This window comes from Kitasatospora sp. NPDC028055 (assembly GCF_040637885.1).
In the GTDB taxonomy this organism is placed as follows: Bacteria; Actinomycetota; Actinomycetes; order Streptomycetales; family Streptomycetaceae; genus Kitasatospora.
Window position 1 is genome coordinate 1 of the sequence record NZ_JBEZXE010000066.1, and the last position, 26258, is coordinate 26258.

Here is a 26258-nt window from a genome sequence, read left to right on the forward strand (position 1 = left end):
GCCTGGCCGTAAAACGGCCAGGCCGCCCGAATACGCAGAAGATCCGAGAAGAACGCTCTTCAAAATTCGCGAAATCCGATCAACCGGTTTGTCCTGCAGAATCAGCGGTGGCCCCGGCCAAATTGGCCGGGGCCACCGAAACGACAAGCGCGATCCCTTCTTCGCTCTGCCCACTTCTCGCCCGAGCTTCTTGCCCTGCGCAGGAAGTCGACCAGACCGACTTCCTGCGCAGATCTAGAGAGGATGACGGCAGATCAGGATGCCGCCGAGGCATGTGATCCTGAATGACCTCTGAGCCTCGATCGTGGCAGTGACGATCTCGGCTGCCCGGTTGACGGTGTCGTGGAACGGGACACCGCATTGGTCGGCCCATGCTGCGTAGGAGGCCAGATGGGCGACGATCGGCGCGGGATCGGTGACCTTGATGGTGCCGCGCAACTCCCGGACCCGGATGTCCTTGAATGCCGCCTTGAGGTAGCTGGGAGCCTTTTCCAGCGCGAAGCGGGAGCTGAGCGAGACCCGCGCCGGGCCCTCTGGTACCCCGAGGATCTCGCCTGCGGCCCGGGCCCAGAGCTGGTCCAACTCCCGCTTGTCGGTGTCGCTGTTGGTCGAGGCGATGAGCACGCCGCCCGGCCGGAGGACACGGGCCAGCTCATTGATCGTGGCCTCGATATCGCTGACGTGGTACAGCATGTGCAGGGCCAGTACGGCGTCGGCGCTGTTGTCGGCGAAAGGCAGGGCTTGAGCGTCCGCTACCAGAACCGGCTTCTCGACATCCGTAAGGATGCCCATCGAGATGTCCATCCCGACGAGCCGAAGGTCCGGCCGGTCCTTGCGCAGACGGTTGACGAACTTGCCGTTACCGCAGCCGACGTCGAAGACGGTCCCGCTCGTGCCGGCCAGTTCCTCGACGACGATCCCGGGCAGGTCGTACTGCGGTTGCTGCCACCGGTAGATGGACTGGCGGGCGGCCAGGTGGCGTCCGTCGGCATAGGCACTGTTTGCGAGGATCGTCTTGTCAGCGACTGCGGCGTCCTGCTGCGCGGTGTTGCTCGTCATTGGGGCAGCTCCGGAGGGTTCGTAAGTGCGGGTCGAGAGCAGGCTTCTCTGACATTCTCACGGAGACTCAGGACGATCGGGGAGCTTGCGTAGGCGGGCTCGGCGAGACGGGTGCTCAGCGCCCGAAGGCGGCTGGAGATACTCGCTGTTCGCCGGTCCGGTACGGCCTCCAGCACCACCGAGAGCTTCTCCCGCACGCCGTCGAGGTCGCCGTGGGCGAGGTAGGCGTTGGCGAGGTCGAGGCGGGCGGCCAGCAGGTCGCCGGAGGACTGTTCCTGCTGCGGTGCGGACTCGTACATGGCGATGGCCCTGGAGGACGCCTCGATGGCTCGGTTCACATGCGACCGGGTGCCCAGGGCAAGGAGGGCGGTACCTGCGTAGGTCCACTGCTTGGCCTCGGGAAACGTGAATACGCCGGGAAGATCCACGACAGCAACTGCGCTCCGCGCTGCCTCGGCCATTGCCACCGCTCGTAGCGCGCTCGCGCTGTCGCCGAGCGCGGCGGTGGCCCGTGCTTCGAGGCTGAACAGGCGGGCTGCGATTGTCCCGGTGTCCGCGTACGGCAGTCCGGCTCTGGCCAGTTCGGCGGCCTGGCGGTGGTCTTGCTGCCAGTAGGCGATCAGGGACTGGACGGATCGGATCCAGGCCCGGAGGCCGTTGTGGTCGGCTGACTCCGCGCAGCGCCAGGCCGTTCGCGAATGCGTGGCCGCAGCTGTGTACTGGCCGAGGTCGAGGGCGACATGGGTGGCCAGGCCACAGATGCGTCCGGCCTGCAGGTAGAGATGGCTTGTCTGGTAGGGGTGTTGACGGCCTCGGAGTAAGTCGAACACTTCTCGCCGGAGGGTTCCGATGTCGTGGAAGAGCTCGGACACCGGCTTGCTCACGTAGTCCCCTGCCAGCCTCGCAATGTCCGCGTCGATCTGTTCAAGCAGCGTGTCGTCCACGTTGGACGCGCTGGCGAAGCGAAGGAAGAACGCGGACTCTGCCGAGTCGGCTGCCACAGCCACTACGAGATCGTTGTCGTGGTCCGCGCGCCGAGCAGGCACGGGAGCCGAGGCGTCGACGACGCTGCTGGACTGTGGCGCTGCTTCGACGGCTACAGGAGGTACTGCCAGCAGGTCGGCCAACTGATCGACTGAGACTCCCAGGGCGCGGGCGAGCTTCGGCCGCATCCAGGGCTGTGGGGCACCCCTACCGCTCTCCCATCGCCCCACGGTCGTACGGTCCACATCGAGGGCTTCCGCCAGGGATTCCTGAGTGTGGCCGACCGCCTCCCTGCGCTGGATCAGCCGGGACCTCCTGGATGCCATCCCGCGTCCTCCAGAGGTACGTCAGTTCGTCCGTAGCCATAACAGGCCAGGTCATGCTCAGGTTTACAGCACGGATGCCTCGTTGCCGCATCAATTCTGCTCTGGTTCACCGGCGTTGGAGACGGTTCTGTAGATACCTGCCGGGTGAATCCCGGCGCGAATCGGCCCGCTGCCGACCTCGTCCCGGTGAAAGGTCCGCGCTCATGTCCGTCACCACCTGCCAAGCCACTGCCCTCGCCCCGTTCGGCTTTCGCGTGCTGCCCAGTGCCGAGGCCGTGCCGGACGCCCGGCGGCGGGTGATACGGGCCGTGCGCGGTTGGGGCTTGCCGCTGGCGGAGGACGCGCTCCGCGATGTCGAGTTGCTGTCCAGCGAGCTGATCACCAACGCCGTGTCCCACACGGCCGCCCCGTGCGTCGTGCGCGTGTCCTGGGACGGTGAGCGGTTGCGCGTCGAGGTGACGGATGTCGGCCACGAACTGCCGGCTGCAGGTGGGATCGATCTCGACGCCACCGACGGACGGGGGCTGTTCCTGGTGGCGGCGCTCGCGACGAACTGGGGCGCCGAGCCGGACCCCGCTGGCAAACGGATCTGGTTCGAGATCGGCACCACCGCCGCCGTTTCGGGCGACGAGCGACTCACCGCGCTGGTGAGGGCCGCTGCCCCGAAGGCACGGGATGTCCTGCCGACCAGCGCCTGACAAGACTTCCTCCTGCCCCGACGCGGGCTTGGGGGGGATGCGGGTGGCCGCGCTGGTCAACAGCCGTGCGGCGTAAGCACCTGAGGTTCCTTGCCGGCGGCTTGCCCCGGCAACGGATCCATCGCTGCACCCACGAAGGGGCCGGGCATTCGGCCCGCCCCATGACTCCGAAGGAGGCTTCATGCCCGAGAACCTTGCGAACAACACCGAGTTGGAGGGCGACGGTCTGCTGGTCGCCCGCGCGAAGGTCGCCGCGGCCCGCTCGCGTGGCGAGCAGCCGTCGGACGGCGGCTCCACCGGTCGAACCGACACCAACGACTGACGGCTGCGTCACGATGACCGCCGAGCACTTCTCGGTGGTTGAGCGTCTGGGCGGGGATGACTTCCTCGCCCAGACGCTCGGCCGCAGCTTCAAGGTCGCACGCGGTGAAGCCGCGTCACTCACCGGACTCATGAGCTGGGATGACCTCAACACCATCCTGACCCACCACCGGTTCGAACCGCCTCGCTTCCGCCTCGCCGTCAACGGGGAGCAGGTGCCCGCGTACACGTACTCCCGACCGATCACCACCCGGCGCAGCACCGTCTGGCACCAGCTCCAGCCCTCCGAGCTGCACAAGCGTCTCGCCGAGGGTGCCACGCTGGTCCTGGACGCCGTTGACGAGCTCCACCCCGGTATCGGTGCTCTGGCCGGCCAGCTGGAGCGCTGGCTGCGAACCGGCGTACAGGTCAACCTGTACGCCTCCTGGACCGGCACCGAGGGCTTCGGCGTCCACTGGGACGATCACGACGTGGTCGTCGTCCAGCTCGACGGCGCGAAGCGCTGGCGCATCTACGGCCCCACCCGCACGGTGCCGATGCACCGCGACGTAGAGACGCCGGAACCGCCGCCCGAGGAGCCCGTCGCCGATCTGGTCCTCACCGCCGGCGATGTGCTCTATCTGCCTCGGGGCTGGTGGCACGCTGTCGCCGCCTCCGAGGGCGAACACTCGCTGCACGTCACGTGCGGGCTGCAGAGCACGACGGGCGCCGATCTGATCACCTGGCTGTCGGAGATGCTGCGCGCCCACGAGGCCGTCCGGGCGGACATCCCGCGCTTCGGGACCGGCGAGGAGCAACGCGTCTTCCTCGACACCATCGGCAAGCTCCTCGCGGCCGAGTTGGAAAGCGACGGCCTGATCGCCCGCTTCTCCGCCGCTCGCGACGCCACCGAGCGAGCCCGCCTCGCGCCGTCGCTGCCCCACATCACGGCGATCCCACCGGACGCCGACCTTCGGGTGCGCCTGGTCACCACGCGGCCCGCGCTGGCGGCTGGGGCCGACGGCACCGTCCGGCTGACCGCCGGCGGTGAGGAGTGGACGTTTGCCGCCAAGGCCGAGCCGATGCTCGCGCTCCTCGCCGACGGGGAACCTCACCGGCTGGCCGATCTCGCACAGGCCGCAGGCATCACTCTCGGGCAGGCGGCCGGTGTCGTGACGGAGCTGGTCGACGGCCAGGCCGCCGCGATCGGTGGTGCGCAATGACGGCCCGGCTGGGCCTCGGCACCTACCGTTGCCTCGATGTGGCCGAGGCCGCGCTGATGGCCGCCTCCCGAGGTGCCGACTGGGTGGACACCGCGCCCAACTACGCGGGCGGCCGGGCGGAGACGTGGCTCGCCGTGGTTCTGGCTGCCTACCCGGATCTGCGCGTCTCCACCAAGGTGGGCTTCGTCCCGGCCAGCGCCAGTCACATCGGTGTGCGAGCCGGTGCCCTGTCCGCAGCCGACGCCGAACGCGGGCACTGCCTCGCCCCGGACTACATCGCCTGGCAACTCGCGCGCAGCAGGCGCATGCTCGGCCGGGTGCCCGATCTGGTGTTCGTGCACAACCCCGAACACGGCTGCCCGGACGGCGAGATCACCGACCGGCTCTACAAGGCCTTCCTGGCCCTGGAGGAGGCGTGCAGCCAGCAGGCCATCAGCGCCTATGGAGTGGCGACCTGGCGCGGTTTCAGCAGCGGCCTCTTCGACGTACCCACGCTGATCGAACTCGCGGCCAAAGCCGGCGGGCCGAGTCATCACCTGCGTGCCATCCAGCTCCCGGTCTCCCTCGTCCACCTTGCGCCCGTCGCCCAGGCTCTCGACGGACACGGCCCGTTGGCCGATGCCCTGGCTGCGGGCTTGGAAGTGTTCGCCTCCGCCCCGCTCCACGGTGGCGAGATCCCCGGCATGGTGCCACCGGAACTGTCCGAGCTGATCAGCCCTGGCAAGACCCCTGCCGAGGCCGCCCTCGCCGTCGTTGCTTCTTCCCCAGGCGTGAAGCGCGTGCTCCTGTCGACGGGGAACCCGGAACACTGGGGGCAGGCCGCCGAAGCCGTCGGCCGACCGTCGCTGTCTCCGGACGCACTCCGAAGGGTCGTTGATGTACTCGGAACCTGAGCCGGACACCGCCAGGCGGATGCGCGGGATGCACGCCGCAGCAGCAACGGCGTTCGACGCGACGCCGATCGGCTCCCGCGAAGCGTGGGGCTGGCGCGGACGTACCCTCAGCCGTCCAGTCGCCACGGCATCCGGCGAGGGCTGGCTCCGCCTGGTGTCCGCCCCGGCCGACAAGGCCTGCGGAAAGCTCTGGGAAGGACCGCAGGAGGCCGAACGGCTCATGCCTCCTGCGGTCCCCAGGCCACGCCTCCGGAAGCGGCTCACCTGGACCGAGGACGAGCACGGCTACCTGGCAGAGCTGTACGACGAGGTCACCGCCCCCACCGTCACCACCCACGAGCCGATCCTCCGGGAAGCACCAGACCTGAACGATGCTTGGTGGGAGGGGCTCAGCACCGCCCTCGACGCCATTGCCACCGTTTCCAGCGACCGGGTGGCGGTCCGGCAGGAATACCTGGATCGCGCCATGCCCCAGTACCTGGGCATCCCGATCGACACCACGGTGCCCGCCTGGACGACCGCCCACGGTGACCTGCACTGGGCCAACCTCACAAGTCCGTCTCTCTCGGTCCTCGACTGGGAAGGCTGGGGCGTCGCGCCTGCCGGGTACGACGCGGCGCTGTTGTACTCGTACAGCCTCCTCGTACCTGACACGGCCGCAGAAATCCGGCGGCAGCTCGGGCACATCCTCGATACCCCTGCCGGGAGGTTCGCAGAACTCGTCGTCATCACCGAACTGCTGCAAACAACCACCCGGGGCGACAACCTCGGACTGGAGAGGGCACTACGGGCACGTCTTGCATATTTGACGGAGGGGTGACGCAGCACTCCATCGCCTTGTCCTCGCAAACGGTTGGCACCCAGCGTAGTGACTGTGCTACTTTCCGCATCATCAACAGAACATAGAAGACCCCGGCGGTGCTACCAACACCCCGGGGTCCGGCACAGGAGCAGCAACTCCCAATGCAGATCCATCGTAGCGCCCAGGCGCGCTGTTTCACCGTACTTCCGAACGGCCTCCTCCAGGACCGCCGCCTCAGCTACACCGCCCGGGGCCTGCTCGCAGACCTCCTCTCCCGCCCCGACGGCTGGCGCGAGGACGGGCGGCACATGGCCGACACCAGCCAGCAGGGGCGCGGCGCAGTTCGCCGGGCGCTCAAGGAGTTGAAGGACGCCGGGTACTACCGCGTCGACACGCTCCGGCTGCCCGACGGCACCATCCGCTCCGAGGCGCACGTCTTCGACACCCCCCGACCGGCACCAGCTGTCCCCCACCCGGCTTCCGGTGAGCCCGAGACCGGTCCGCCTGACAGCCCTGTAGTAAAGAACCCGGGAGAAGTACCCACCCTCCCCACCCAGTTGACGCCGGCGGACGAACAGACCCGCAGGGCGGTGGCAGCGCTCTTCCGCGCGATCCGCCCCGAGCCCCGGCTGCGCCTCGGCGAGGCCGAGGCGCAGCAGCTCGCGCCCCTCGTGTCGCAGTGGCTGGAACGCGGCAGCACCCCAGCAGAGTTGGCCCACGCCCTGCTCCCCGGCCTGCCCTCGCCGATGCACTCCCCGGTGGCGATCCTGCGCGACCGCCTCCAACGCAAGCTGCCACCCGCCCGAGCACCACAGGCCGCCCCCGCCGAGTGCGCCAAGTGCCACGACCCCGTGCCCCACCCCGGCATCTGCCGCACCTGCGCGGGCCTCGGCGGCACCAGAACGCCCGCGATCGGTACCGGCGCCACCGCCGCACCCGGCGGCGCCGCCCGTGCCCGCGCAGCGCTGCGCGGGCACGGTCTGTTCACCACCGCGTGAACACGGTGCGTGTCCACGGGTCGGCGCTCCGGTAACCGCGCGACACGGTGGGGGCCCGGGGAACTACGCTGTCCGCCGTGACAGAACGGCTGCCGCTCTTCCCGCTGAACACCGTGCTCTACCCGGGCCTCGTGCTGCCCCTGAACGTCTTCGAGGAGCGCTACCGCCGTCTCGTCGCCGACCTGCTCGAACAGCCCGAGGACGAGCCGCGCCGCTTCGGCGTGCTCGCCATCAAGGACGGCCGCGAGGTCGCCCCGGTCCGCCCCGCCGAGGACGGCCCGGCCGGGCCGCTCGACGGCCTGGGCACCGTCACCGGGGACCCGCTGGAGGCGGTGTACCACATCGGCTGCGTCGCCGACGTCTCCTCCGTCCAGCCCCAGCCCGACGGCCGCTACGAGCTGCTGGTCACCGGCACCACCCGGTTCCGGCTCAGCTCGGTCGACGTCGGCGGCCCGTACCTGACGGGTGAGATCGAGCCGGTCGAGGAGCGCCCCGGCGAGGGCTCCGGCGCCCTCGCCGCCGAGGTCGAGCGGGCCTTCCGGGTCTACCAGAAGCGCCTGGCGGGCGCCCGCGAGGCCAGCACCCACGGCCGCCAGCAGCTGCCCGACGACCCCCAGGTGCTCTCCTACCTGGTCGCCGCCGCCTCGGTCTTCGAGACCCCGGTCAAGCAGCGGCTGCTCGCCTGCCCCGACACCGCCCAGCGGCTGCGCATCGAACTCGACCTGCTGCGCCGCGAGAGCGCGGTGCTCAGCTGGCTGCCCTCGCTGCCCGCGGTCGACCTCACCCGCCAGTCGTTCAGCCCCAACTGACCGCCCCCACCGACCCGAGGCACCCGCGCATGGCCAAGAAGCCGAAGAAGGGCGGCCAGGGCACGCCCGCCACCGTCGCCCTGGAGACCGCCGCCGTCCCGTACACCGTCCACGCCTACGAGCACGACCCGGCCGCGGCCTCCTACGGCGGCGAGGCCGCCGAGGCCCTGGGCGTGGCCGCCGAGCGGGTCTTCAAGACCCTGGTCGCCGACGTGGACGGCACCCTCACCGTCGGCGTCGTCCCGGTCGCCGGCCAGCTCGACCTCAAGGCCCTGGCCACGGCCGTCGGCGGCAAGCGCGCCGCGATGGCCGACCCAGCCGCCGCTGAACGCAGCAGCGGCTACGTCCTCGGCGGCATCTCCCCGCTCGGCCAGCGCCGCCCGCTGCGCACCGTGGTCGACGCCAGCGCCCTGACGCACCCCACCGTCTACGTGTCGGCGGGCCGCCGCGGCCTCGAAGTGGAACTGGCCCCCGCCGACCTCATCGCCCTCACCAACGCCCGCACCGCCCCGATCGCCCGCTGAGAAGCAGAGACCCCTGGAAACCCGCCAAGGGGCGCGGGGAACGGCGCGGGGCGGGGAGGCCGCGACCGGTACCCGGCCCGTCGCCCCTGCGCCCTCCGCCCCGCTCAAGGGCTCAGCCCTGCCGCCGGTCCTCCGGCGCCGGAGCGGCGTCCACCGGGGCGACCGGCCCGGCGTCCACCGGAGCGACCTCCGCAGGAGGCCCCGCCGGGTCCCCGTACGACCCGGCCGGCACCCCCCAGTACGGCGGCGGGTCCTCCTCCCGCTTCCCGAACGCCGCCGACAGCGCCAGCAGCACCACCATCGCCACCATCGGCCACACCAGCAGCGCCCCCATCGCCCCCAGGTCGATGCTCGCGTCGAAGTGCCCGCCGTTGCCGACCCGCCGGGCCTCGCCGATCAGGTTGTCGCTCGGCCCGAGCCAGCGGCCGAGCTTCCAGGCCCCGTACGAGCCGAGCAGTCCGCCGATCGCCAGCCCCAGCGCGACCGAGATCCCGCCGCCGCGCTTGCGGGTCACCAGGAAGGCCCCGAGCGCGGTGAGGCTGCCGGCGCCCAGCCCGATCAGCACGAACACCGCGTCGGCGCCGGCCCGCTGCTCGCCCTCGGGGTCGACGTACAGGATCCGGTCGCCGTCCACGACCAGCGGCACCTTGGGCGCCAGCCAGGCCCACAGCCCGGCCATCACCAGTCCGGCCAGCAGGCACACCAGCACCACCCCGGCGCCGATCCGCAGCTCGTCCGGCACCCGGCGCCCGCCCGCGGGCGGCGCCGTGGGCAGGCCGGCGGGCGGCTCCTGGTCGGAGGCCGGCGGCGGTGCGAACGGGTCGGGTACGGCTCCCGGCTCGGCCGGCACATCGGCGCGGGCGGGTTCCGGAGGTGTGTTCGGTACGGTCACGGGTCCCATCGTTTCACGACGCCCGTCCGAACGGCCGCACCGCCCACCGCACCGCAGACCCGGCAAGATCCGCCGAACCCACCCGCGGCAACGCCCTACCGCGCGACAGCCCGCCGGTACGCCCAGGTGGCCAGGGCCAGCGACACCACGCCCACCCCCGCGCACACCCCGAGGTCGGCCAGCACCATGCCCCAGTCCGGCTCCGGCGCGAAGGTCCGCGCGAACGCCTCCACCCCGTACGTCGACGGCAGCAGGTCGCGCAGCCACAGCACCGGCTGCGGCAGGTGGTCGACCGGCAGCACGCCGAGCAGCAGCGCCGCCGACATGCCGAGCTGCCCCAGCATCGTCGCGATCTCCTGCCGCGGCGCCAGCAGCCCGCAGGCCGCGCCCAGCCCGGACAGCGCCGCCCCGGCGAGCGGCACCACGGCGAGCAGCACCCACAGCTGCCCGAGCGGCAGCCCGAACATCACCGCGCCGATGCCGGCCGTGACGAGCGTGCCGGGCAGCGTGAACGAGGCGTACGCGGCGGCCGCGCCGAGCACCACCGAGGCGGCCGGGACGGGCAGCGTCGCGTAGTGGTCGAGGCCGCCGGTGGCGCGGAGCTTCCCGAAGTACTGGGCCAGCAGGTTGAGCGCGACGAACGCCACCACCAGCACGCTCGACCCGGCGACCACCGACCGCGCCGCCGAGGTCTGCCCGCCGTCCACGACGCCCCGCATCATCACCAGGATGCCGACGGACTGGAAGGTGGCCACGAACAGCAGCGGGATCCGCGCGACCTTCGCCCGGGTGAGCTGCGCCCGGTACACCGCGGCCAGGGCGGGCAGCAGCCGGGCGGCGGGGGCGAGCGGGGCGGCGCCGGCCGTGGCCCGGCCGGTCCGCGGGGGCACCGAGAGCAGCGTCACTTGGCCAGTCCTCCGTGGCGGCCGCCCAGCTTGAGGTAGGCGTCCTCAAGGCTCGGGGTGGCGAGGGTGAAGTCGTCGAGGGCGGCGAAGGCCGGGCCGGTGGTGACGGCGGCGACCAGTTCGCGGGCCTGCTCGGGGGTGGTGCGGACGGTCCAGCGGCGCCCGGTGCGTTCGGCGCGCGCGGCCAGTTCGGCGACGGCGGGGACGCCGATCGGCGCCTCGTCCCGCCAGACCAGGTCGAGCCGGACGTCGCCGTCCACCAGGGCCTTGAGCCCGCCGGGCGTGTCGCAGGCGATCACCCGGCCCTCGTCGATCACGGCGACCCGGTCGAGCACGGTCTCCGCCTCGATCACGTTGTGGGTGACCAGCAGCACCGTCGTCCCGTGCTCGGCCCGCCGCCGGTCGACGGCCGACCAGACGGCCCGCCGGGCGACCGGGTCCATGCCGGTGGTGGGTTCGTCCAGGACGAGCAGCGGCCGCTCCCCCACCAGGGTGGCCGCGAAGCAGGCGAGCCGCCGCTGCCCGCCGGACAGCTTGGCCAGCGGCCGGCCGGCGATCGGCTCCAGCCCGAGTTCGGTGAGGACCTCCGCGGCCGCGCCGCGGGCGGCCGCGCGTGAGAGCCCGCGCAGCCGTCCAGTGGTCTCGGCCGCCAGCGCGACAGTCAGCTCGTCCAGCGCGGTGGATTCCTGCCCGAGGTAGCCGAGCAGCCGGGCGGCCCGCTCCGGGTGCCGCACGATGTCGTGCCCGAGCAGTTCGACGGAGCCGGAGTCCGGCCGCAGCAGGCCGGTGAGCTGGCGGACGAGCGTGGACTTCCCGGCGCCGTTGGGCCCGAGCAGCCCGAAGACCTCGCCCTCGCGGACGGTCAGGCTGATCCCGTCGTTGGCCCGGATCTCGGTGGCGGCGGCGCCGCGCCCGGTGCGGTAGGTCCGGACCAGATCGCGTACGGCCACGCACGGCGCGGGGGTGTCCTGGGGTGCTCGCCCGGCCGTCTCTTCCACGACCGGAGACTTTACGCGCTCACACGGGCGAACCGGACAACGGGGGCCGGTCGCCGGAGGCCGGTCGCCGGAGGCCGCCGGGACGCGTCAGTCGTCCACCACCATCGACCCGCCCGGGACCCGGGCCGCCAGTTCCTTCCAGAACCCCGCCCGGATGGCGTAGCGGTCGTGCTCGTCGATCTGGTCGTCCTTGTGGGCGAGCAGTCCGAAGCGGGCCGCGTAGCGCAGCAGCTCGCCGTCGACCCGGTGCGGGATGCGCGGGTAGTCGGGCCAGAGCAGGGTGAGCCGTTCGAGGTCGCCGAGGCGGTCGCTCCAGCGGCGGGCGAAGACCTGCCCGACCTCGTGGGCGTCGCCGCCGATGGTGGTGATGTCCTCCTCGCGGTCGGCCCAGCGCTGTTCGGCGGTGGTGAGCTGGGCCAGCGTGGGCAGGCCGTCCCCGGCGGTGACGGACGGCTCGGGGGCGGGCCGGTCGACCCAGCCCCGGTCGGAGGACCAGCGCAGCACCGGTCCGCCGGTCGGCTGCCCGTTGGCGGCCTGTCCGGCCGCGGCGTGTCCGTTGGCGTGCCCGTTCGCCGCCGCGGTGATCGGGGTGACGGCCGAGACCCGCCCGGCGAGGTCCTTCGGGGTGGGCACCACCCGCAGGGCGGCGGCCGGCTGGGGCCGCCCGTTCGCGGCGGGCGCCTCGGGCACCGCCTCGGCGGCGGCCGGCCGGACGCCGGGGGGCACCACGCTGGGCAGCGGGGCCGGCGGGGCGGCGAGGATCTTGGCGATCTCCTGCCGGGCGCCGCCCGTCCCGGGCGCCGGGAAGACGGTGGAGTGGTCGCGCAGCGAGAAGGACCCCTCGATCCACTCGCGGTCCAGGACCCGCCGCTCGTCGGCCTCGCCGACCAGGTCCTCGGACTGGTTGAAGTCCCCGTCGGCGGCCTGCAACGCCCACAGGTGCACGGCCACGCCGTGCTCCTTGGCGGTCATCATGCCGGGCAGCAGGTCCCCGTCGCCGGTGATCAGGACGACGTCCGCGCAGGCCCGGTTACGGGCGAGTTCGGAGAGTTCGGCGTGCATCGCGGCGTCGACGCCCTTCTGCACCCAGCGCCCCTCGGCCCGGGTGAGGGCGCCCAGCCGCACGGTCACGCGGGGCAGCACCCGCAGCCGCCGGTGCTCGGGCATCGGGCGGCGGTCGGGGGCCGCGTCGAACCAGTAGATCCGCAGCAGCGGCAGCCCGGTCTCGGCCTCGGCGCGTTCGCGCAGGGCGCTGATCAGCGCGGTGTGGTCGACGGTGACCTTGGAGCGGGAGGGGTCTCCGGCGAGCAGGCTGGCGGCGGCACCCAACAGGTATCCGGCATCCACCAGGACGACACAGCGGTCCATCCGCGCACCTCTTTCCGCTCGCCCTCGAAGGTCGGTCTGGGTGGGCGGTCCGCCCGTCGACCCGGCGTGCGGGGTGAGGGGGCCCCTGACCGCCCGATCGTTGGGTCACCTTTTCCCCCAGGTTCGCGGCCCGAACCTCGGCGGATGTCCCGGTCACGCAACAGCCGCCCCAATGAGTCGCAAAGAAACACGAAGGCGGGCCCCGTTCAACGACGGGGCCCGCCAAACGTCACGCGGGGTTGACCCGGATCAGCCCTTGAGCTCGGCGGCGAGCAGCTCGGCGGCGACCAGCTCGGCGAGCTGGACGGCGTTGAGCGCGGCGCCCTTGCGCAGGTTGTCGTTGGAGACGAACAGCGACAGGCCGTGCTCCACCGTCTCGTCGACCCGGATGCGGCCGACGTAGCTCGGGTCCTGACCGGCGGCCTGGAGCGGGGTGGGGATCTCGGACAGCTCGACGCCGGGGGCGGCGGCGAGCAGCTCGGCGGCCCGCTCGGGGCTGATCGGGCGCTCGAAGCGGGCGTTGATCTGGAGCGAGTGGCCGGAAAAGACCGGGACGCGCACGCAGGTGCCGGCGACCTTGAGCTCGGGGATGCCGAGGATCTTGCGGCTCTCGTGGCGGAGCTTCTGCTCCTCGTCGGTCTCGTTGGAGCCGTCCTCGACGATGGAGCCGGCCAGCGGCACCACGTTGAAGGCGATCGGCCGCCGGTAGACCTTGGGCTCGGGGAACTCGACGGCGGAGCCGTCGTGGGCCAGCGCGGAGGCGCCGTCCACGACCTTGGCGGCCTGGTCCTGCAGCTCGGCGACACCGGCGACGCCGCTGCCGGAGACGGCCTGGTAGGTGGAGACGACCAGGGCGGCGAGCCCCGCCTCCTCGTGCAGCGGGCGCAGCACGGGCATGGCGGCCATGGTGGTGCAGTTGGGGTTGGCGATGATGCCCTTGGGCCGGTCGGCGATGGCCTCCGGGTTGACCTCGGAGACGACCAGCGGGACCTCGGGGTCACGGCGCCAGGCGGAGGAGTTGTCGATGACGACGGCGCCGGAGGCGGCGACCTTGGGGGCCAGGGCCTTGGAGGTGGAGCCTCCGGCCGAGAAGATCACGATGTCCAGGCCGGTGTAGTCGGCCGTGGCCGCGTCCTCGACGGTGACCTCGGTGCCCTGCCAGGGCAGCGTGCGCCCGGCCGAACGGGCCGAGGCGAACAGCCGCAGCTGCTCCACCGGGCCCAGTCCACCTTCACGACCAGCCCGCTCCGCCAGGATCTCGCGGACCACGCCGCCGACCTGGCCGGTGGCACCGACAATGCCGATCTTCATTCCGACTACTCCTCTGAATGGTGCTGTCTACAGCCGCACTCTGCCCATCATGCCTTGTCACGCGGGTGGGGCGACCTGGTATTCCACGGTGTGAGAGGGGGCCCGGCCGGCCCTCAGTGGTCCAGACCATTGGCGAGGGCCAGCGCGGCCGCGACCTCCGCCTCCCCGGCCGGCAGCAGCGGCAGCCGTACGTCCGGGGTCGGGATCCGGCCCTGGGCGTGCAGCACGCCCTTGGTCACCGTCGGGTTCGGGGCCGTGAAGGCGGACAGCGCCAGCCCGGTCAGCCGGTGCCCCAGCTCCCGGGCCCGCTCCACGTCCCCGTCCCGCCAGGCCTCGTACAGCTCGACGAAGCGGGCGGTCGCCAGGTGCGCGGAGGCGAGGATGCCGCCCGCCGCGCCCAGCGCCAGCATCGGCGACAGGAAGGCGTCCTCCCCGGTGAGGAAGGCGAACCCGGCCGGGGCGTCGGCGAGCAGCTCGGCCGCCGCCTGGTCCAGCCCGCCGGTCGCGTACTTGACGCCCACCACCCCGTCGATCGCGGCCAGTTCGCGCAGCGCGGCGGTGGAGAGCTGCTGCCCGGTGCGGTACGGGATGTGGTAGACGACCAGCGGCAGCGGGCTGCCCGCGGCCAGCGCCCGGAAGTGCGCGACCGTCCCGGCCTCGCCGGCCCGGACGAAGGCGGGCGTGGTGACCAGCGCCGCAGCCCCCGGCACCCGCGCGCCGAGCACGGCCAGCGCCTCGCCGACGGCCCGGGTGTCGCCGCCGGAGGCGCCGACGGTCAGCTGCGCCCCGCGCTCCGCGCAGGCGGCCGCGGCGACGCCGACCACCGCGTCCCGCTCCTCGGCGGTGAGCGCGGCGGGCTCGCCGGTGGTGCCGAGCGCGACCACGCCGGCCGCCCCGGCGTCCAGCACCTCGTGCGCGAGCTTCTCCAGCGCGTCGAGGGCGACGGAGCCGTCGGCGGCGAACGGGGTGACCAGGGGGACGTGGATGCCCTTGAGTTCCATACCGACGATCCTGCGGCCCGTCGATCGCCCGGGTCCAGTTCACATGTGTGACGCTTCTCGTAAGCTGAGCCGATGCTCGACGTCCGACGACTGCGCCTGCTGCGCGAACTCGCCCACCTCGGCACCATCGCGGCCGTCGCCGAGGCCCTGTCGTTCAGCGCCTCCGCGGTGTCCCAGCAGCTGTCCGTCCTGGAGAAGGAGGCCGGCGTCCCACTGCTGGAGCGCACCGGGCGGCGGGTCACCCTCACCCCGGCCGGCCGGGGCCTGGTCCGCCACGCCGAGTCCGTACTGGCCCTGCTGGAACAGGCGGACGCCGAACTCGCCCACGCCAAGCGGGGGTTGGCCGGTCCGCTGCGGATCGGCACCTACCCCTCGGCGGCCCGCGCGATCATCCCGGCGGTGCTCGCCGGGCTGGCCTCCTGGCACCCGGACCTGGAGCCGATGGTCACCGAGGTGGACCCTGCGGCCGTCGGCGCGGCGCTGCGCGCGGGCGAGCTGGACGTGGCGCTGGTGCACGAGTACGACCTCGTCCCGGCCGACCCGGAACCGGGCCTGGCCGTGACCCGCCCGGTCTTCACCGAGCCGATGTACCTGGCCGCCCGCACCCCGGCGGTGCTCGCCGAGCAGCGCGGCGCGCCGTGGATCACCTCCCCGCCGGGCACGCTCTGCCACACCATGGCCGTCCGCGCCTGCGAGGCGGCGGGCTTCGCACCCCGGATCCGGCACCAGATCGACGACTTCACCACGGTGCTCTCGCTGGTCGCCGCGGGCCAGGGGGTGGCCCTGGTCCCCCACCTGGGCACCGCCGGGGCCCCGCCCGGCGTGGTCCTCACCAGGCTGGCGATGTACCGCCGCACCCGCGCCGCCTTCCGGGCCGGCGCGGGCTCCCACCCGGCCATCTCGGCCTTCGTCTCGGCCCTCCACACGGCCGTCCCGCCGGGGCTGGGCAGCGGGGGCTGACGAACACCCCGCCGCCCAGCCTCCCCGCTAGACCGCCAGGCAGCTCGGCCCGAGCAGCTGCTTCAAGTCCCCGTACAGCGCCGGGTCGGACTTCACCCGGTGCCGGTCCAGCCGCAGCACCGTGGTCTTGGTGGGCCCCTCCAGCCGCACCCGCACCTCGGTCGTGCCCTTGTGGTGGGTCAGCACCTCGCTGAGCCGGGCGACCAGCGGCGGGGTGACCTTCCCGGTCGGGATGTTGATGGTGATCGGCGCCTCGGCGTGGGCGTTCGAGAGGTCCGGGACGGACAGCTCCATGCCCATCAGCCGCGGCACGTCCTCCCGCTTGTCCAGCTTGCCGCGCACGAACACCACGGCGTCCTCGACGAGTTGGGAGGAGACCAGCTGGTAGCTGGCCGGGAAGAACATGCAGTCGATCGAGCCCGCCAGGTCCTCGACGGTGGCGATCGCCCAGGCGTTGCCCTGCTTGGTCATCTTCCGCTGGAGGCCCGAGATGATGCCGCCGATGGTGACGATCGTCCCGTCCGGCCGCTCCGCGAGGTCCGCGATCGCGCAGTCCGCCTTGTCGGCGAGCACGTGCTCGATGCCGTGCAGCGGATGCGAGGAGACGTACAGGCCGAGCATCTCCCGCTCCTGGGTGAGCAGGAAGGACTTCTCCCACTCCTCCTCGGAGAACACTACGTCCAGCCCGAAGCTCGGCTCGTCCGAGGCGGTGTCGCCGCCGAAGAGGTCGAACTGGCCCTCGGCCTCCTTGCGCTTGACCCCGACGACGTTGTCGATCATCGGCTCGAACTGGGCGCTCAGGCCCTTGCGGGTGTGCCCGAGGGAGTCGAACGCCCCGGCCTTGATGAGGGATTCGACGGTCCGCTTGTTGCAGACCACCGACTCCACCTTCTCCAGGAAGTCCGGGAAGGAGCTGAACTTCCCCTTCGCCTTCCGGGTGCGGATCATCGACTCGACCACCGGCCCGCCGACGTTGCGGATGGCGGTCAGGCCGAACCGGACGGTGTCGCTGCCGTGCGGCGTGAAGTCCGAGTCCGACTCGTTGACGTCCGGCGGCAGCACCTGGATGCCCATCTTGCGGCACTCGTTGAGGTAGACCGCCGACTTGTCCTTGTCGTCCTTGACGGAGGTGAGCAGCCCGGACATGTACTCGGCCGGGTAGTTGGCCTTGAGGTACGCCGTCCAGTAGGAGACCAGCCCGTACCCGGCGGTGTGCGCTTTGTTGAACGCGTAGCCGGAGAAGGGGACGAGGACGTCCCACACCGCCTGGATGGCCGCGTCGGAGTAGCCGCGCTCGCGGCAGCCCTTCTGGAAGGGGACGAACTCCGCCTCCAGGATCTCCTTCTTCTTCTTGCCCATCGCGCGGCGCAGCAGGTCGGCCTGGCCGAGCGAGTAGCCGGCCAGGATCTGCGCGGCCTTCTGCACCTGCTCCTGGTACACGATCAGGCCGTAGGTGGGCCGGAGCACCTCCTCCAGGGGCTTCTCCAGCTCCGGGTGGATCGGGGTGATCTCCTGCTGCCCGTTCTTGCGCAGCGCGTAGTTGGTGTGGGAGTTGACGCCCATCGGGCCCGGTCGGTACAGCGCGAGGACGGCGGAGATGTCCTCGAAGTTGTCGGGCTTCATCAGGCGCAGCAGCGAGCGCATCGGCCCGCCGTCGAGCTGGAAGACGCCGAGCGTGTCGCCGCGGGCGAGGAGTTCGTAGGTCGGCTTGTCGTCGAGGGGCAGCTCAAGAAGGTTGATCTTGATGCCCTTGTTCTTCTCGATCGCCTTGACGGCGTCGTCCATGATCGTCAGGTTGCGCAGGCCGAGGAAGTCCATCTTGAGGAGGCCGAGGCCCTCGCAAGTGGGGTAGTCGAACTGCGTGATGGTGACGCCGTCGGTGTGCCGGGTCCAGACCGGGATGTGGTCGGTCAGCGGCTCGGCGGACATGATGACGCCGGCCGCGTGCACGCCGGGCTGGCGGATCAGGCCCTCGATGCCGCGCGCGGTGTCGATGACCTTCCGGACGTCCGGGTCGTTCTCGTACAGCGCGCGGATCTCGCCCGCCTCGCTGTAGCGGGGGTGGCTGCTGTCCGTGATGCCGGAGAGCGGGATGCCCTTGCCCATGACGTCCGGCGGCATCGCCTTGGTGATCCGGTCGCCCATCGCGTACGGGTAGCCGAGGACCCGGGAGGAGTCCTTGATGGCGGCCTTCGCCTTGATGGTGCCGTAGGTGACGATCATGGCGACCTTGTCGGACCCCCATTTCTCCGTCACGTACCGGATCACGTCACCGCGCCGGCGCTCGTCGAAGTCGATGTCGACATCGGGCATGGAGATGCGCTCGGGGTTGAGGAAGCGCTCGAAGATCAGGCCGTGCGGGATCGGGTCGAGGTCGGTGATGCCCATCGCGTAGGCGACCAGCGAACCGGCCGCCGAACCGCGGCCCGGGCCCACCGCGATGCCCTGGCTCTTCGCCCACATGATGAAGTCGGCGACCACGAGGAAGTACGCCGGGAACCCCATCTGGATGATGGTGTCCATCTCGTACTCGGCGAGCTTCTTGTGCTCCTCGTCGTACCCGTTCGGGAAGCGCCAGTCCATGCCCTCCCAGACCTTGGACTTGAAGAAGTCCGCCTCGGACTCGAAGCCCTCCGGGATCGGGAACCGGGGCATCAGGTTCTTGAACTTGAACATGCCCTCGGTGTCGACCCGGGAGGCGACCAGCAGCTGGCTGTTGCGGCAGCCCTCCTGCCAGGCGTCCGAGGAGTCCAGCGCGTACATCTCGGCGGCGGACTTGATGTAGTAGCCGGTGCCGTCGAAGCGGAAGCGGTCCGGGTCCGAGAGGTTCTTGCCGGTCTGCACGCAGAGCAGCAGGTCGTGGGCGCCGGCGTCGGCCTCGGTGGTGTAGTGCGAGTCGTTGGTGACCACCGGCGGGATGTCCAGCTTCCGGCTGATCTCCAGCAGCCCGTCGCGGACCCGCTTCTCGATCTCCAGGCCGTGGTCCATCAGCTCCAGGAAGTAGTTCTCCTTGCCGAAGATGTCCTGGTAGTCGGCCGCGGACTTGAGTGCCTCCTCGAACTGCCCCAGCCGCAGCCGGGTCTGCACCTCGCCGGACGGGCAGCCGGTGGTGGCCATCAGGCCGCCGGACAGCTCGGAGATCAGCTCCTTGTCCATCCGGGGCCACTTCACCAGCCAGCCCTCGGAGTAGGAGCGCGAGGTCAGCTTGAAGAGGTTGTGCAGGCCCTCCTTGTTCCGGGCCCAGATGGTCTTGTGGGTGTACGCGCCGGACGCGGAGACGTCGTCCCGCTTCTGGTGCGGCTGGCCCCACAGGATGCGCTTGGTGTTGGAGCGGGACTCGGGGGCGACGTACGCCTCGATCCCGATCACCGGGGTGATCCCGGCCTCGGTCGCCTGCTTGTGGAACTCGGCGGCGCCGTACATGTTCCCGTGGTCGGTCATCGCGACGTGGGTCTGCCCCAGCCGCTCGACCTCCTTGAACATCTGCTTCAGCCGGGCGGCACCGTCCAGCATCGAGTACTCGGTGTGAACGTGCAGATGCGCGAACGGCTGATCGCTCAAGGCGGGGCCTCCGGAGGCTCTGGTGCTGATCTGGCGGGCCGGCGAACGCGCAGGTCACAGGGGGAGAAAGCCCTGGAAATGGAGGTGGCCCGGAACGCCTCTCGGGGTCCGGACCGTCACTCACGCGTTCACCCGTCCACTCTAGCCCGCCCGCCCCTGGAGAGGGCCACCCCGGCGCCTGCGCGGAGCGCCGTTTCCTCCCCCGGATCGTCCTGCGGCGCAACGTTTCGCCGCTGCCACCGCATCAGGGTGGTGGGAGGGGTCACGGGGAGGGGAGGGCCGCACCGCCGGGTGAGTCGATTCGAGTACGTAGCGAATAATTCCCCCGAATTCATTGAGTTCGTATGCGATTCTCCTTCTCGAAGGCCCGGCGCCCATCTGTTGCAAGGCCGTGACAGTCCCGGCCGAAAAGTCGTTCGCCCAGCGAGGACCGACGGTTAGCATTCCGGAATGGAATCGAAACTCCCGCCGATACGAAATTCCTCCGACCGTGCCGATACCGCCGATACCCGGCCGGCCCGCAGGTCGCCGCTCCGGCTGGCCCGTCTCGGTGCGACCTTCGTGGGTGTGAGCGTCGTGTCCGGCGTGCTGCTGGCGGGCCTGGTGCTGCCGGTCGCCGGAGGCGTCGGGCTGACCGCCAAGAGCACCGCGGAAGGCTTCGACGACATTCCCGACGACTTCAAGACCCCGCCGCTCACCCAGGCCACCCAGATCTTCGACGCCAAGGGCGGTCTGATCGCGAAGGTCTACGAGCGCGACCGCACCGTCCTCACCGCCGACCAGATGTCGCCGTACATGCGGCACGCCCAGGTGGACATCGAGGACGCCCGCTTCTACGAGCACGGCGCCGTCGACCTCAAGGGCGTCCTGCGCGCGCTCGGCAAGAACGCGGAGAAGGGCACCGCCGCCGAGGGCGCCTCCACCCTCACCCAGCAGTACGTCAAGAACGTCAACGTGGAGAACGCCGGCGAGAACAAGGACGCCGTCAAGGAGGCGCAGCGCAAGACCCTGGGCCGCAAGATCCAGGAACTCAAGATCGCGATCAAGCTGGACGAGGAACTGCCGAAGGAGCAGATCCTCACCAACTACCTCAACATCACCTTCTACGGGAACGGCGCCTACGGCGTGGAGGCCGCCTCCCAGCGCTACTTCTCCAAGAGCAACAAGGACCTGACCGTCGCCGAGGCCGCCACCCTCGCCGGCCTGGTGCAGAACCCCTCCCAGTACGACCCGAAGCTGCACCCGGTGGCCGCGCAGAAGCGCCGGGACACCGTCATCGACAAGATGCTGGAGAACAAGCACATCACCGCCGACCAGGCGGCCGAGGCGAAGGCCGCCCCGCTGGGCCTCAAGTACAAGGACCCGCAGAACGGCTGCATCACCGCCAAGGCCGGCATGGGCTTCTTCTGCGACTACGTCCGCCACGTGGTCAAGCAGGACCCGGTGTTCGGCAAGACCGCCGAGGACCGGAAGAAGTTCTGGGACAAGGGCGGCCTGAACATCTACACCACGATGGACCCGGACAAGCAGGCCGCCGCCCAGAACGCGGTGAGCGGCAACGTGAAGGTCACCGACACCGTCTCCGCCGCCGCCACCATGGTCGAGCCCGGGACGGGCAAGATCGTCGCCATGGCCCAGACCCGCCCGTACGGCCTGGACACGACCAAGAACCAGACCGTCGTCAACCTCAACGTCGACCAGGCGATGGGCGGCGGCACCGGCTTCCAGCCCGGCTCCACGTTCAAGCCGATCGTCGCGGCCGCGGCCCTGGAGGCAGGCCTGCCGCCGACCCAGGAGTACTCGGCGCCGAACAAGCTCGAGTACCCGACGATGAAGACCTGCGAGGGGACCTGGCGCAACGACGGCCACCCCAGGACGGTGGTGCCCAACGAGTCCGTGAACGAGAAGGGCCCGTACCAGCTCAAGATGGCGATGGCCCTCTCGGTCAACACCTACTTCGTGCAGATGGAGCAGGACATCGGCCTCTGCGCGGTCAAGCAGATGGCCAACAAGTTCGGCATCACCACCAAGGCCAGCGGCAAGCCGCTGGAGGAGGTCCCGGCGATGGCACTGGGCGTCGAGGAGATGAGCCCGCTGACCATGGCGAACGTCTACGCGACCTTCGCCGCCGAGGGCACCCACTGCGACCCGGTCGCCATCACCAGGATCACCACGGTGGAGGGCAAGGACGTCCCCGCCCCGCCCGGCCACTGCGAGAAGGTGTTCTCCGACTCGACGGCCCGGGCGATGAACACCGTCCTGAACGGGGTGACCGAGAACAAGGGCACCGGTGCCGCGCTCAACCTGAAGGACGGTCGGCAGATCGCGGGCAAGACCGGCACCTCGGACCACAAGAAGGCCGCCTGGTTCAACGGTTACACCCCGCAGCTGGCCACCGCGGTCTGGCTGGGCGGCCCGGCCGGCGGTGTCGAGATGCGCAACATCACCATCAACGGCGACTTCCACACCGAGGTGTTCGGCGCCGACGGCCCGGGTCCGATCTGGCGGGACGCCATGAACGACGCCCTGCGCGGCACGCCCAAGCAGTCCCTCCCGATGGCCGACATCCCCGACCCGGCCCCGCCGAAGCCCGACCCGAGCAGCACCGGGACGGGCACGACCCCGCCGTCCGGCCCTCCGTCCGGCTCCCGGACCGGCGCCCCGTCCGACGACAACTGACCGCTGCCGGCCGACCGCACCCCCACCCCGGCGGCCCCTCACTCCCCGAGGGGCCGCCGGCTCGACCGGCCGGCGACCCGTCCTCAGTCCCCCCGGTAGTACAGCTCGATCGGCACCCGCGCCTCCTCGAACAGCGCCGGCCCCTCCTGCGCCACCACCGGCCAGGCCCCGGACGCCGGATTGAGCTCCACCAACTGCTCGGTCGCGAGCGCGTACACGACCCGCCCGATCCCCGACCGGACCAGCGCACCCGTGCACATCCCGCAGGGCTGGCAGCTGGTGTACAGGGTGGTACGGGCGGCCGCCCCCTCGTCCAACTCCCGGGCTGCCCACCGGGCGAGCTTCAACTCCGGGTGCGCCGTGATGTCGTCGTCCCGCCGGACGGTGTTGTGCGCCTCGGCGAGCACCGTCCCGTCCGCCCCGGCGAGCAGCGAGCCGTACGGTGCGTCGCCCGACTCCACGGCCCGGGCCGCGATTCCGATCACGCGCCGCAGCAGCGCCTCGTCGGCAGTCGTGATCACGCCGTCCTCCTCCATTCCTCGGCCACGGCCGTCAGGGCGCGCCACGCCGTCTCGGGGTGGCGGGTCTCCTCCGGGTCCGCATGGTACGGGTCCAACACCACGGCCTCCGCGCCGAGTCGGCGCAGTTCCCGCAGGTCGTCGACGACCTGGGCCAGGCTGCCGACCCCGGCGGGCCGGTCCGGGTCGTCGAGCGGCCCGTCGGTCAGCCGCAGCGCGATCCGCGGGGCGAAGCCCGGCAGTTGGTGGCTGGTCACCACCGACCGCATCCGGGCCAGCGGCAGCCGCAGCGGGTGCCAGGCGTCGCCGAGCTCGGTCACCCGCCGAATCGCCGCCCCGCTGTGGCCGCCGACCCAGACCGGGGCGGCGGCGCCCTCCCCCTGCTTCGCCCACGCGTCCCGCACCGCGCGCAGGTACTCGTCCGTGAGCCGCCCCCGCGCCCCGAACGGCACCCCGAGCGCCTCGAACTCCTGCCGCGCCCAGCCGACTCCGACGCCGAGCACGAAGCGCCCGCCGCTGAGCCGGTGCAGGCTGGTGGCCATCCGGGCCACCAGCAGCGGGTGCCGGTACGGCATCACCAGGACGGTGGTGCCCAGCCGCATCCGCCCGTCGCTCACCCCCGCCAGCCAGGACAGCGTGGCGAAGGGGTCGTAGAAGGGCTCCGGGTAGCGTTCGGCCACGTCCGCCGTCACGGCGACGTGGTCCGACACCATCAGCAGGTCGAACCCGAGGCCCTCCACCACCCGCGCCCAGTCGCGCAGCATGCCGGGGTCGGTCCCCGGCCCGAAGTTCGGTACGTTGACGCCTAGTTGCATGCCATGAGGCTATTCCCGGCCGCATCCGGCGGGGAACCCGATGATCACGGCAGAACCGGCCCCCGGCCGCGAATCCCCCGGTAGAATCGCGGAATGGCCGTGAACCTCGACGACACCGACTGGGCGATCATCGACCAGCTCCAGCAGGAGGCCCGGATCTCGCTCAGCGAACTGGGCCGCCGGGTCAACCTCAGCCCGTCCGCCACCACCGAGCGGGTGCGGAACCTGGAGTCGCTGGGCGTGATCACCGGCTACCACGCCAGCGTCGACCTCTCCAAGGTCGGCTACCCGGTGCTCGCCGTGGTCCGCCTCAAGTACCCGGGCAACCGCCACCAGCCGCTGCACGACCTGCTCTCGGTGCGCCGCGAGATCCTGGAGTGCCTGCGCACCACCGGCGACGACTGCTACACCCTCAAGGTGGCCGCGACCTCCATGGAACACCTGGAGACCCTGATCGACTCGCTGGCCGGCTTCGGCTCCACCACCACCAGCGTCGTCTACAGCCAGACCCTCCCCCGCCGCGGCCCGGCCCGCCCCTGACCGCACCCGCCCGCAACAGCAACCGCGGCGAACGGTCAGCCGACCGCCACCCGGCCGATCTCCGCCGCCACCGCCGCCGGCTCGGCGGGGACCGTCACCTGCGCGACCCCGTCCAGCCCGGCGTGCGCACCGACCCGTACGGACCGCTCCGCGTTCCGCAGCAGGTCGAGGTCGTTGATGTCGTTGCCGAAGGCGACGTACTCCGCGATCCCCAGCGACCGCAGCGCCTCCCACTTGTTCGTCGCCCCCGGCGCGAAGTCGATGATCGCCTCGTCCAGGTGGTGGTTGACGGTCAGTCCGAGCCCCCGGCCGACCTCGGCCAGCCCGGCCGGGTCGGCGCCGCCGACGACCAGGAACTTGACCACCTCGGGCAGTTCGGCCAGCTCGACCCGCCGGGCCAGCCCGCCCTGGTCCACCCGGCCGCGGATCGGGTGGTCCGCCGGCCCGGTGTACGCGTAGTCCCAGGGCCCGTCCGCGAGATACGTCGCCCCGTGCCGCCCGACCGCCTCCATCAGCGCCCCGAACCCGGCGGCCCGGAACGCGGCCCGGGCCTCCACCCGCCCGTCGACGGACACCAGGCTGCCGTTCCCGCCGATCAGCACCGCACCGGGGAACGCCCCGCCGAGCACCGGCAGCAGGTCCCGCACCGGTCGCGCGGAGGCGAACACCAGCCGGAACCCGGCCCGCTCGCACTCCCCGATCGCGTCCAGGATGCGCCGGTCGATCGTCCGCCCGTCGAAGCAGAGCGTGCCGTCTATGTCGAAAACCACCGTGCGGGAGCGAAGTTCAGCCATTACCGGATGATATCCACCGGACGGATCGTGGCCGCACCGCCACCGGAGCCCGGGCGCCCCCGGCCGTCCGCGACCGTCCGTCCGCGAGCGTCCGTCCGCGACCGGCGCTACGCCTCCAGGTCCGCCAGGAAGTCCAGCGCCGCCGCCCAGGCCCGCTCGGCGGCCTCCGCGTCGTAGTCGTCCAGGTCCGGGTCGGTGAACTGGTGCCCGGCGCCCTGGTAGCGGTGCACCTCGACCTCCGCGCCCGCCCGCAGCATCCGCAGGTACCAGGCGTTCAGCCAGTCCTCCGGCTCGAACGGGTCCGGCTCCGCCATGTGCAGCTGGACGGGGACGGAGGTCACCGCGTCCTCGCGCAGGTCCGAGGTGCCGTGCAGGAGCAGCAGCCCGCGCGCCTTCTCGTCCGCCAGCGCCAGGTTCTGCGCGATCGCGCCGCCGAGCGAGAACCCGGCGTACACCAGCCCGCCCTCGGAGAGCGGGGCGGAGGCCGCGACCGCGCGCCGGAGCAGTTCGTCGCCGCCGCCGATCTCCTCCTGGTACGCCTGGGAGGCCTCGTTGTCGTCGAAGGTGCGCCCTTCGAACAGGTCCGGCGTGTGCACGGTGTGCCCGGCGGCGCGCAGCCGGTCGGCGGCGGCCCGTACGGCCGGGCTCAGGCCGTGGGCGGAGTGGAAGAGGACGATCTGGGCCACGGTTCGGGTCCTTCGACGAACGAGTTCAGGGATACCCACCCATGATCCCGCACCCGGCGGCGAACCCCTCACCACGAGGCCCGTCAGCCCTGCGGGCTCCAGGCCGCCACCAGCGCGAGCAGCCCCGGGAAGCGGGCGTCGAGGTCCTCGACCCGCACATGGCTGCGGCGCTCCAGCCCGTACTGCCGCTGGCGCGTGACCCCCGCCTCGCGCAGCGCCTTGAAGTGGTGGGTGAGCGAGGACTTGGGCCGGTCGAGGCCGAACCAGCCGCAGGAGTGGTCGTAGTCCTCGGACTCCAGCAGGAGCTTGCGCACGATCGTCAGTCGCAACGGGTCGCTGAGCGCGCCCAGCACGGTCTCCAGCCGCAGCTCGTCGCGGCTCGGCTCGGGCAGCGGTTCGGGCAGGCCGGACGGCTCGGGGAGCACCTTGACGGCGGGTGCGGCAGCGGCGCTCGTCGGCATCGGCACGGTCCTCAACTCCTCAACTCCTCGACTCCACCGGCCCGACGGCCCGCGAGGCGATCCCGGATTTCAGTACGACTCCAATCGTACTGGATGCTAAGTTCGACTCAACTCGTACAGCTGCGGAGCCCCGCAGCCCGCCTCGGGAGGGAC

25 protein-coding genes are annotated in these 26258 nt (G+C 71.5%); 11 read left to right on the forward strand and 14 right to left on the reverse strand.

What is annotated here, in order from left to right; translation table 11 throughout:
- Nucleotides 1-234: 234 nt before the first annotated feature.
- The gene (locus AB0F71_RS36460) at nt 235-1059 is read right to left on the reverse strand and encodes a methyltransferase domain-containing protein (RefSeq protein WP_360244375.1); all 825 of its coding nucleotides are present in this window, start codon (nt 1057-1059) and stop codon (nt 235-237) included.
- Nucleotides 1056-2369, reverse strand: coding sequence for a helix-turn-helix transcriptional regulator (locus AB0F71_RS36465; RefSeq protein ID WP_360244378.1), 1314 nt, complete (start codon nt 2367-2369; stop codon nt 1056-1058). Before AB0F71_RS36465 ends, AB0F71_RS36460 begins: the two co-directional genes overlap by 4 nt.
- Before the next feature lie 203 nt (nt 2370-2572).
- Here AB0F71_RS36465 and AB0F71_RS36470 point away from each other — a divergent pair, with 203 nt between their 5' ends.
- The 8 genes from AB0F71_RS36470 (at nt 2573) to ybaK (ending at nt 8616) form a co-directional block, all read left to right on the forward strand.
- The gene (locus tag AB0F71_RS36470; protein WP_360244381.1) at nt 2573-3067 is read left to right on the forward strand and encodes an ATP-binding protein; all 495 of its coding nucleotides are present in this window, start codon (nt 2573-2575) and stop codon (nt 3065-3067) included.
- 181 nt (nt 3068-3248) lie between these two features.
- On the forward strand, nt 3249-3389 hold the full coding sequence (locus AB0F71_RS36475) for a hypothetical protein (RefSeq protein WP_360244384.1): 141 nt from the start codon (nt 3249-3251) through the stop codon (nt 3387-3389).
- 13 nt (nt 3390-3402) lie between these two features.
- Complete coding sequence (locus AB0F71_RS36480) at nt 3403-4590, forward strand: cupin domain-containing protein (RefSeq protein WP_360244387.1); 1188 nt, start codon at nt 3403-3405, stop codon at nt 4588-4590.
- Complete coding sequence (locus tag AB0F71_RS36485) at nt 4587-5483, forward strand: aldo/keto reductase (RefSeq protein WP_360244390.1); 897 nt, start codon at nt 4587-4589, stop codon at nt 5481-5483. Before AB0F71_RS36480 ends, AB0F71_RS36485 begins: the two co-directional genes overlap by 4 nt.
- 28 nt (nt 5484-5511) lie before the next feature.
- On the forward strand, nt 5512-6303 hold the full coding sequence (locus AB0F71_RS36490) for a hypothetical protein (protein WP_360244393.1): 792 nt from the start codon (nt 5512-5514) through the stop codon (nt 6301-6303).
- 143 nt (nt 6304-6446) lie between these two features.
- The gene (locus tag AB0F71_RS36495) at nt 6447-7283 is read left to right on the forward strand and encodes a hypothetical protein (protein ID WP_360244396.1); all 837 of its coding nucleotides are present in this window, start codon (nt 6447-6449) and stop codon (nt 7281-7283) included.
- A gap of 77 nt (nt 7284-7360) precedes the next feature.
- Nucleotides 7361-8092, forward strand: a complete 732-nt coding sequence (locus AB0F71_RS36500) for an LON peptidase substrate-binding domain-containing protein (RefSeq protein ID WP_360244399.1) — start codon at nt 7361-7363, stop codon at nt 8090-8092.
- 29 nt (nt 8093-8121) lie between these two features.
- Nucleotides 8122-8616: a Cys-tRNA(Pro) deacylase gene (gene ybaK, locus AB0F71_RS36505; RefSeq protein ID WP_360244402.1), complete on the forward strand. Its 495-nt coding sequence runs from the start codon at nt 8122-8124 to the stop codon at nt 8614-8616.
- Between the two features lie 112 nt (nt 8617-8728).
- On the opposite strand, the gene AB0F71_RS36510 is transcribed toward ybaK, so the two are convergent.
- From AB0F71_RS36510 to AB0F71_RS36535, 6 genes are all read right to left on the reverse strand, one after another.
- Entirely contained in the window at nt 8729-9508 is a 780-nt protein-coding gene (locus AB0F71_RS36510) for a hypothetical protein (protein WP_360244405.1), read from the reverse strand.
- A 95-nt stretch (nt 9509-9603) separates the two neighbouring features.
- On the reverse strand, nt 9604-10413 hold the full coding sequence (locus tag AB0F71_RS36515) for an ABC transporter permease (RefSeq protein WP_360244408.1): 810 nt from the start codon (nt 10411-10413) through the stop codon (nt 9604-9606).
- Nucleotides 10410-11363, reverse strand: coding sequence for an ABC transporter ATP-binding protein (locus AB0F71_RS36520; protein WP_360244471.1), 954 nt, complete (start codon nt 11361-11363; stop codon nt 10410-10412). Before AB0F71_RS36520 ends, AB0F71_RS36515 begins: the two co-directional genes overlap by 4 nt.
- A gap of 135 nt (nt 11364-11498) precedes the next feature.
- Nucleotides 11499-12779, reverse strand: coding sequence for an NYN domain-containing protein (locus AB0F71_RS36525; protein ID WP_360244411.1), 1281 nt, complete (start codon nt 12777-12779; stop codon nt 11499-11501).
- Between the two features lie 249 nt (nt 12780-13028).
- Nucleotides 13029-14090 carry an aspartate-semialdehyde dehydrogenase gene (locus tag AB0F71_RS36530; protein WP_360244414.1) on the reverse strand — a complete coding sequence of 354 codons (1062 nt, stop codon included), beginning with the start codon at nt 14088-14090 and terminating at the stop codon, nt 13029-13031.
- A gap of 113 nt (nt 14091-14203) precedes the next feature.
- Nucleotides 14204-15091, reverse strand: coding sequence for a dihydrodipicolinate synthase family protein (locus tag AB0F71_RS36535; RefSeq protein WP_360244417.1), 888 nt, complete (start codon nt 15089-15091; stop codon nt 14204-14206).
- 72 nt (nt 15092-15163) lie between these two features.
- Between AB0F71_RS36535 and AB0F71_RS36540 the strand changes: the two genes are divergently transcribed.
- Nucleotides 15164-16051, forward strand: a complete 888-nt coding sequence (locus AB0F71_RS36540; protein WP_360244420.1) for a LysR family transcriptional regulator — start codon at nt 15164-15166, stop codon at nt 16049-16051.
- 27 nt (nt 16052-16078) lie between these two features.
- Here AB0F71_RS36540 and dnaE read toward each other — a convergent pair whose 3' ends face one another.
- Entirely contained in the window at nt 16079-19612 is a 3534-nt protein-coding gene (gene dnaE, locus AB0F71_RS36545) for a DNA polymerase III subunit alpha (protein ID WP_360244423.1), read from the reverse strand.
- Between the two features lie 567 nt (nt 19613-20179).
- Between dnaE and AB0F71_RS36550 the strand changes: the two genes are divergently transcribed.
- A complete protein-coding gene (locus AB0F71_RS36550; RefSeq protein ID WP_360244426.1) occupies nt 20180-22291 on the forward strand; it encodes a transglycosylase domain-containing protein in 2112 nt (703 codons plus the stop codon).
- Between the two features lie 83 nt (nt 22292-22374).
- Here the strand turns inward: AB0F71_RS36550 and AB0F71_RS36555 are convergent, their stop codons facing one another.
- Together AB0F71_RS36555 and AB0F71_RS36560 are read right to left on the reverse strand one after the other, a co-directional pair.
- Entirely contained in the window at nt 22375-22812 is a 438-nt protein-coding gene (locus AB0F71_RS36555) for a nucleoside deaminase (RefSeq protein WP_360244429.1), read from the reverse strand.
- Nucleotides 22809-23624 carry an LLM class flavin-dependent oxidoreductase gene (locus tag AB0F71_RS36560; protein ID WP_360244432.1) on the reverse strand — a complete coding sequence of 272 codons (816 nt, stop codon included), beginning with the start codon at nt 23622-23624 and terminating at the stop codon, nt 22809-22811. The genes AB0F71_RS36555 and AB0F71_RS36560 overlap by 4 nt, the downstream gene beginning before the upstream one ends.
- Nucleotides 23625-23717: 93 nt before the next feature.
- On the opposite strand from AB0F71_RS36560, the gene AB0F71_RS36565 reads away from it, so the two are divergent.
- Nucleotides 23718-24164, forward strand: coding sequence for an Lrp/AsnC family transcriptional regulator (locus AB0F71_RS36565; protein ID WP_360244435.1), 447 nt, complete (start codon nt 23718-23720; stop codon nt 24162-24164).
- Nucleotides 24165-24199: 35 nt separating this feature from the next.
- Here the strand turns inward: AB0F71_RS36565 and AB0F71_RS36570 are convergent, their stop codons facing one another.
- The 3 genes from AB0F71_RS36570 to AB0F71_RS36580 form a co-directional block, all read right to left on the reverse strand.
- Nucleotides 24200-24958, reverse strand: a complete 759-nt coding sequence (locus AB0F71_RS36570; RefSeq protein ID WP_360244438.1) for an HAD family hydrolase — start codon at nt 24956-24958, stop codon at nt 24200-24202.
- 107 nt (nt 24959-25065) lie between these two features.
- On the reverse strand, nt 25066-25644 hold the full coding sequence (locus tag AB0F71_RS36575; RefSeq protein ID WP_360244441.1) for a dienelactone hydrolase family protein: 579 nt from the start codon (nt 25642-25644) through the stop codon (nt 25066-25068).
- Between the two features lie 83 nt (nt 25645-25727).
- A complete protein-coding gene (locus tag AB0F71_RS36580) occupies nt 25728-26105 on the reverse strand; it encodes an ArsR family transcriptional regulator (RefSeq protein WP_360244474.1) in 378 nt (125 codons plus the stop codon).
- Nucleotides 26106-26258 lie beyond the last annotated feature (153 nt).

Bases quoted from the DNA above. Each gene is read 5' to 3' on its own strand.
- AB0F71_RS36460 (WP_360244375.1), bottom strand. From the start codon at position 1,059: ATGACGAGCAACACCGCGCAGCAGGACGCCGCAGTCGCTGACAAGACG.
- AB0F71_RS36465 (WP_360244378.1), bottom strand. From the start codon at position 2,369: ATGGCATCCAGGAGGTCCCGGCTGATCCAGCGCAGGGAGGCGGTCGGC.
- AB0F71_RS36470 (WP_360244381.1), top strand. From the start codon at position 2,573: ATGTCCGTCACCACCTGCCAAGCCACTGCCCTCGCCCCGTTCGGCTTT.
- AB0F71_RS36475 (WP_360244384.1), top strand. From the start codon at position 3,249: ATGCCCGAGAACCTTGCGAACAACACCGAGTTGGAGGGCGACGGTCTG.
- AB0F71_RS36480 (WP_360244387.1), top strand. From the start codon at position 3,403: ATGACCGCCGAGCACTTCTCGGTGGTTGAGCGTCTGGGCGGGGATGAC.
- AB0F71_RS36485 (WP_360244390.1), top strand. From the start codon at position 4,587: ATGACGGCCCGGCTGGGCCTCGGCACCTACCGTTGCCTCGATGTGGCC.
- AB0F71_RS36490 (WP_360244393.1), top strand. From the start codon at position 5,512: ATGCACGCCGCAGCAGCAACGGCGTTCGACGCGACGCCGATCGGCTCC.
- AB0F71_RS36495 (WP_360244396.1), top strand. From the start codon at position 6,447: ATGCAGATCCATCGTAGCGCCCAGGCGCGCTGTTTCACCGTACTTCCG.
- ybaK (WP_360244402.1), top strand. From the start codon at position 8,122: ATGGCCAAGAAGCCGAAGAAGGGCGGCCAGGGCACGCCCGCCACCGTC.
- AB0F71_RS36525 (WP_360244411.1), bottom strand. From the start codon at position 12,779: ATGGACCGCTGTGTCGTCCTGGTGGATGCCGGATACCTGTTGGGTGCC.
- AB0F71_RS36530 (WP_360244414.1), bottom strand. From the start codon at position 14,090: ATGAAGATCGGCATTGTCGGTGCCACCGGCCAGGTCGGCGGCGTGGTC.
- AB0F71_RS36535 (WP_360244417.1), bottom strand. From the start codon at position 15,091: ATGGAACTCAAGGGCATCCACGTCCCCCTGGTCACCCCGTTCGCCGCC.
- AB0F71_RS36540 (WP_360244420.1), top strand. From the start codon at position 15,164: ATGCTCGACGTCCGACGACTGCGCCTGCTGCGCGAACTCGCCCACCTC.
- AB0F71_RS36560 (WP_360244432.1), bottom strand. From the start codon at position 23,624: ATGCAACTAGGCGTCAACGTACCGAACTTCGGGCCGGGGACCGACCCC.
- AB0F71_RS36565 (WP_360244435.1), top strand. From the start codon at position 23,718: ATGGCCGTGAACCTCGACGACACCGACTGGGCGATCATCGACCAGCTC.
- AB0F71_RS36570 (WP_360244438.1), bottom strand. From the start codon at position 24,958: ATGGCTGAACTTCGCTCCCGCACGGTGGTTTTCGACATAGACGGCACG.
- AB0F71_RS36580 (WP_360244474.1), bottom strand. From the start codon at position 26,105: ATGCCGACGAGCGCCGCTGCCGCACCCGCCGTCAAGGTGCTCCCCGAG.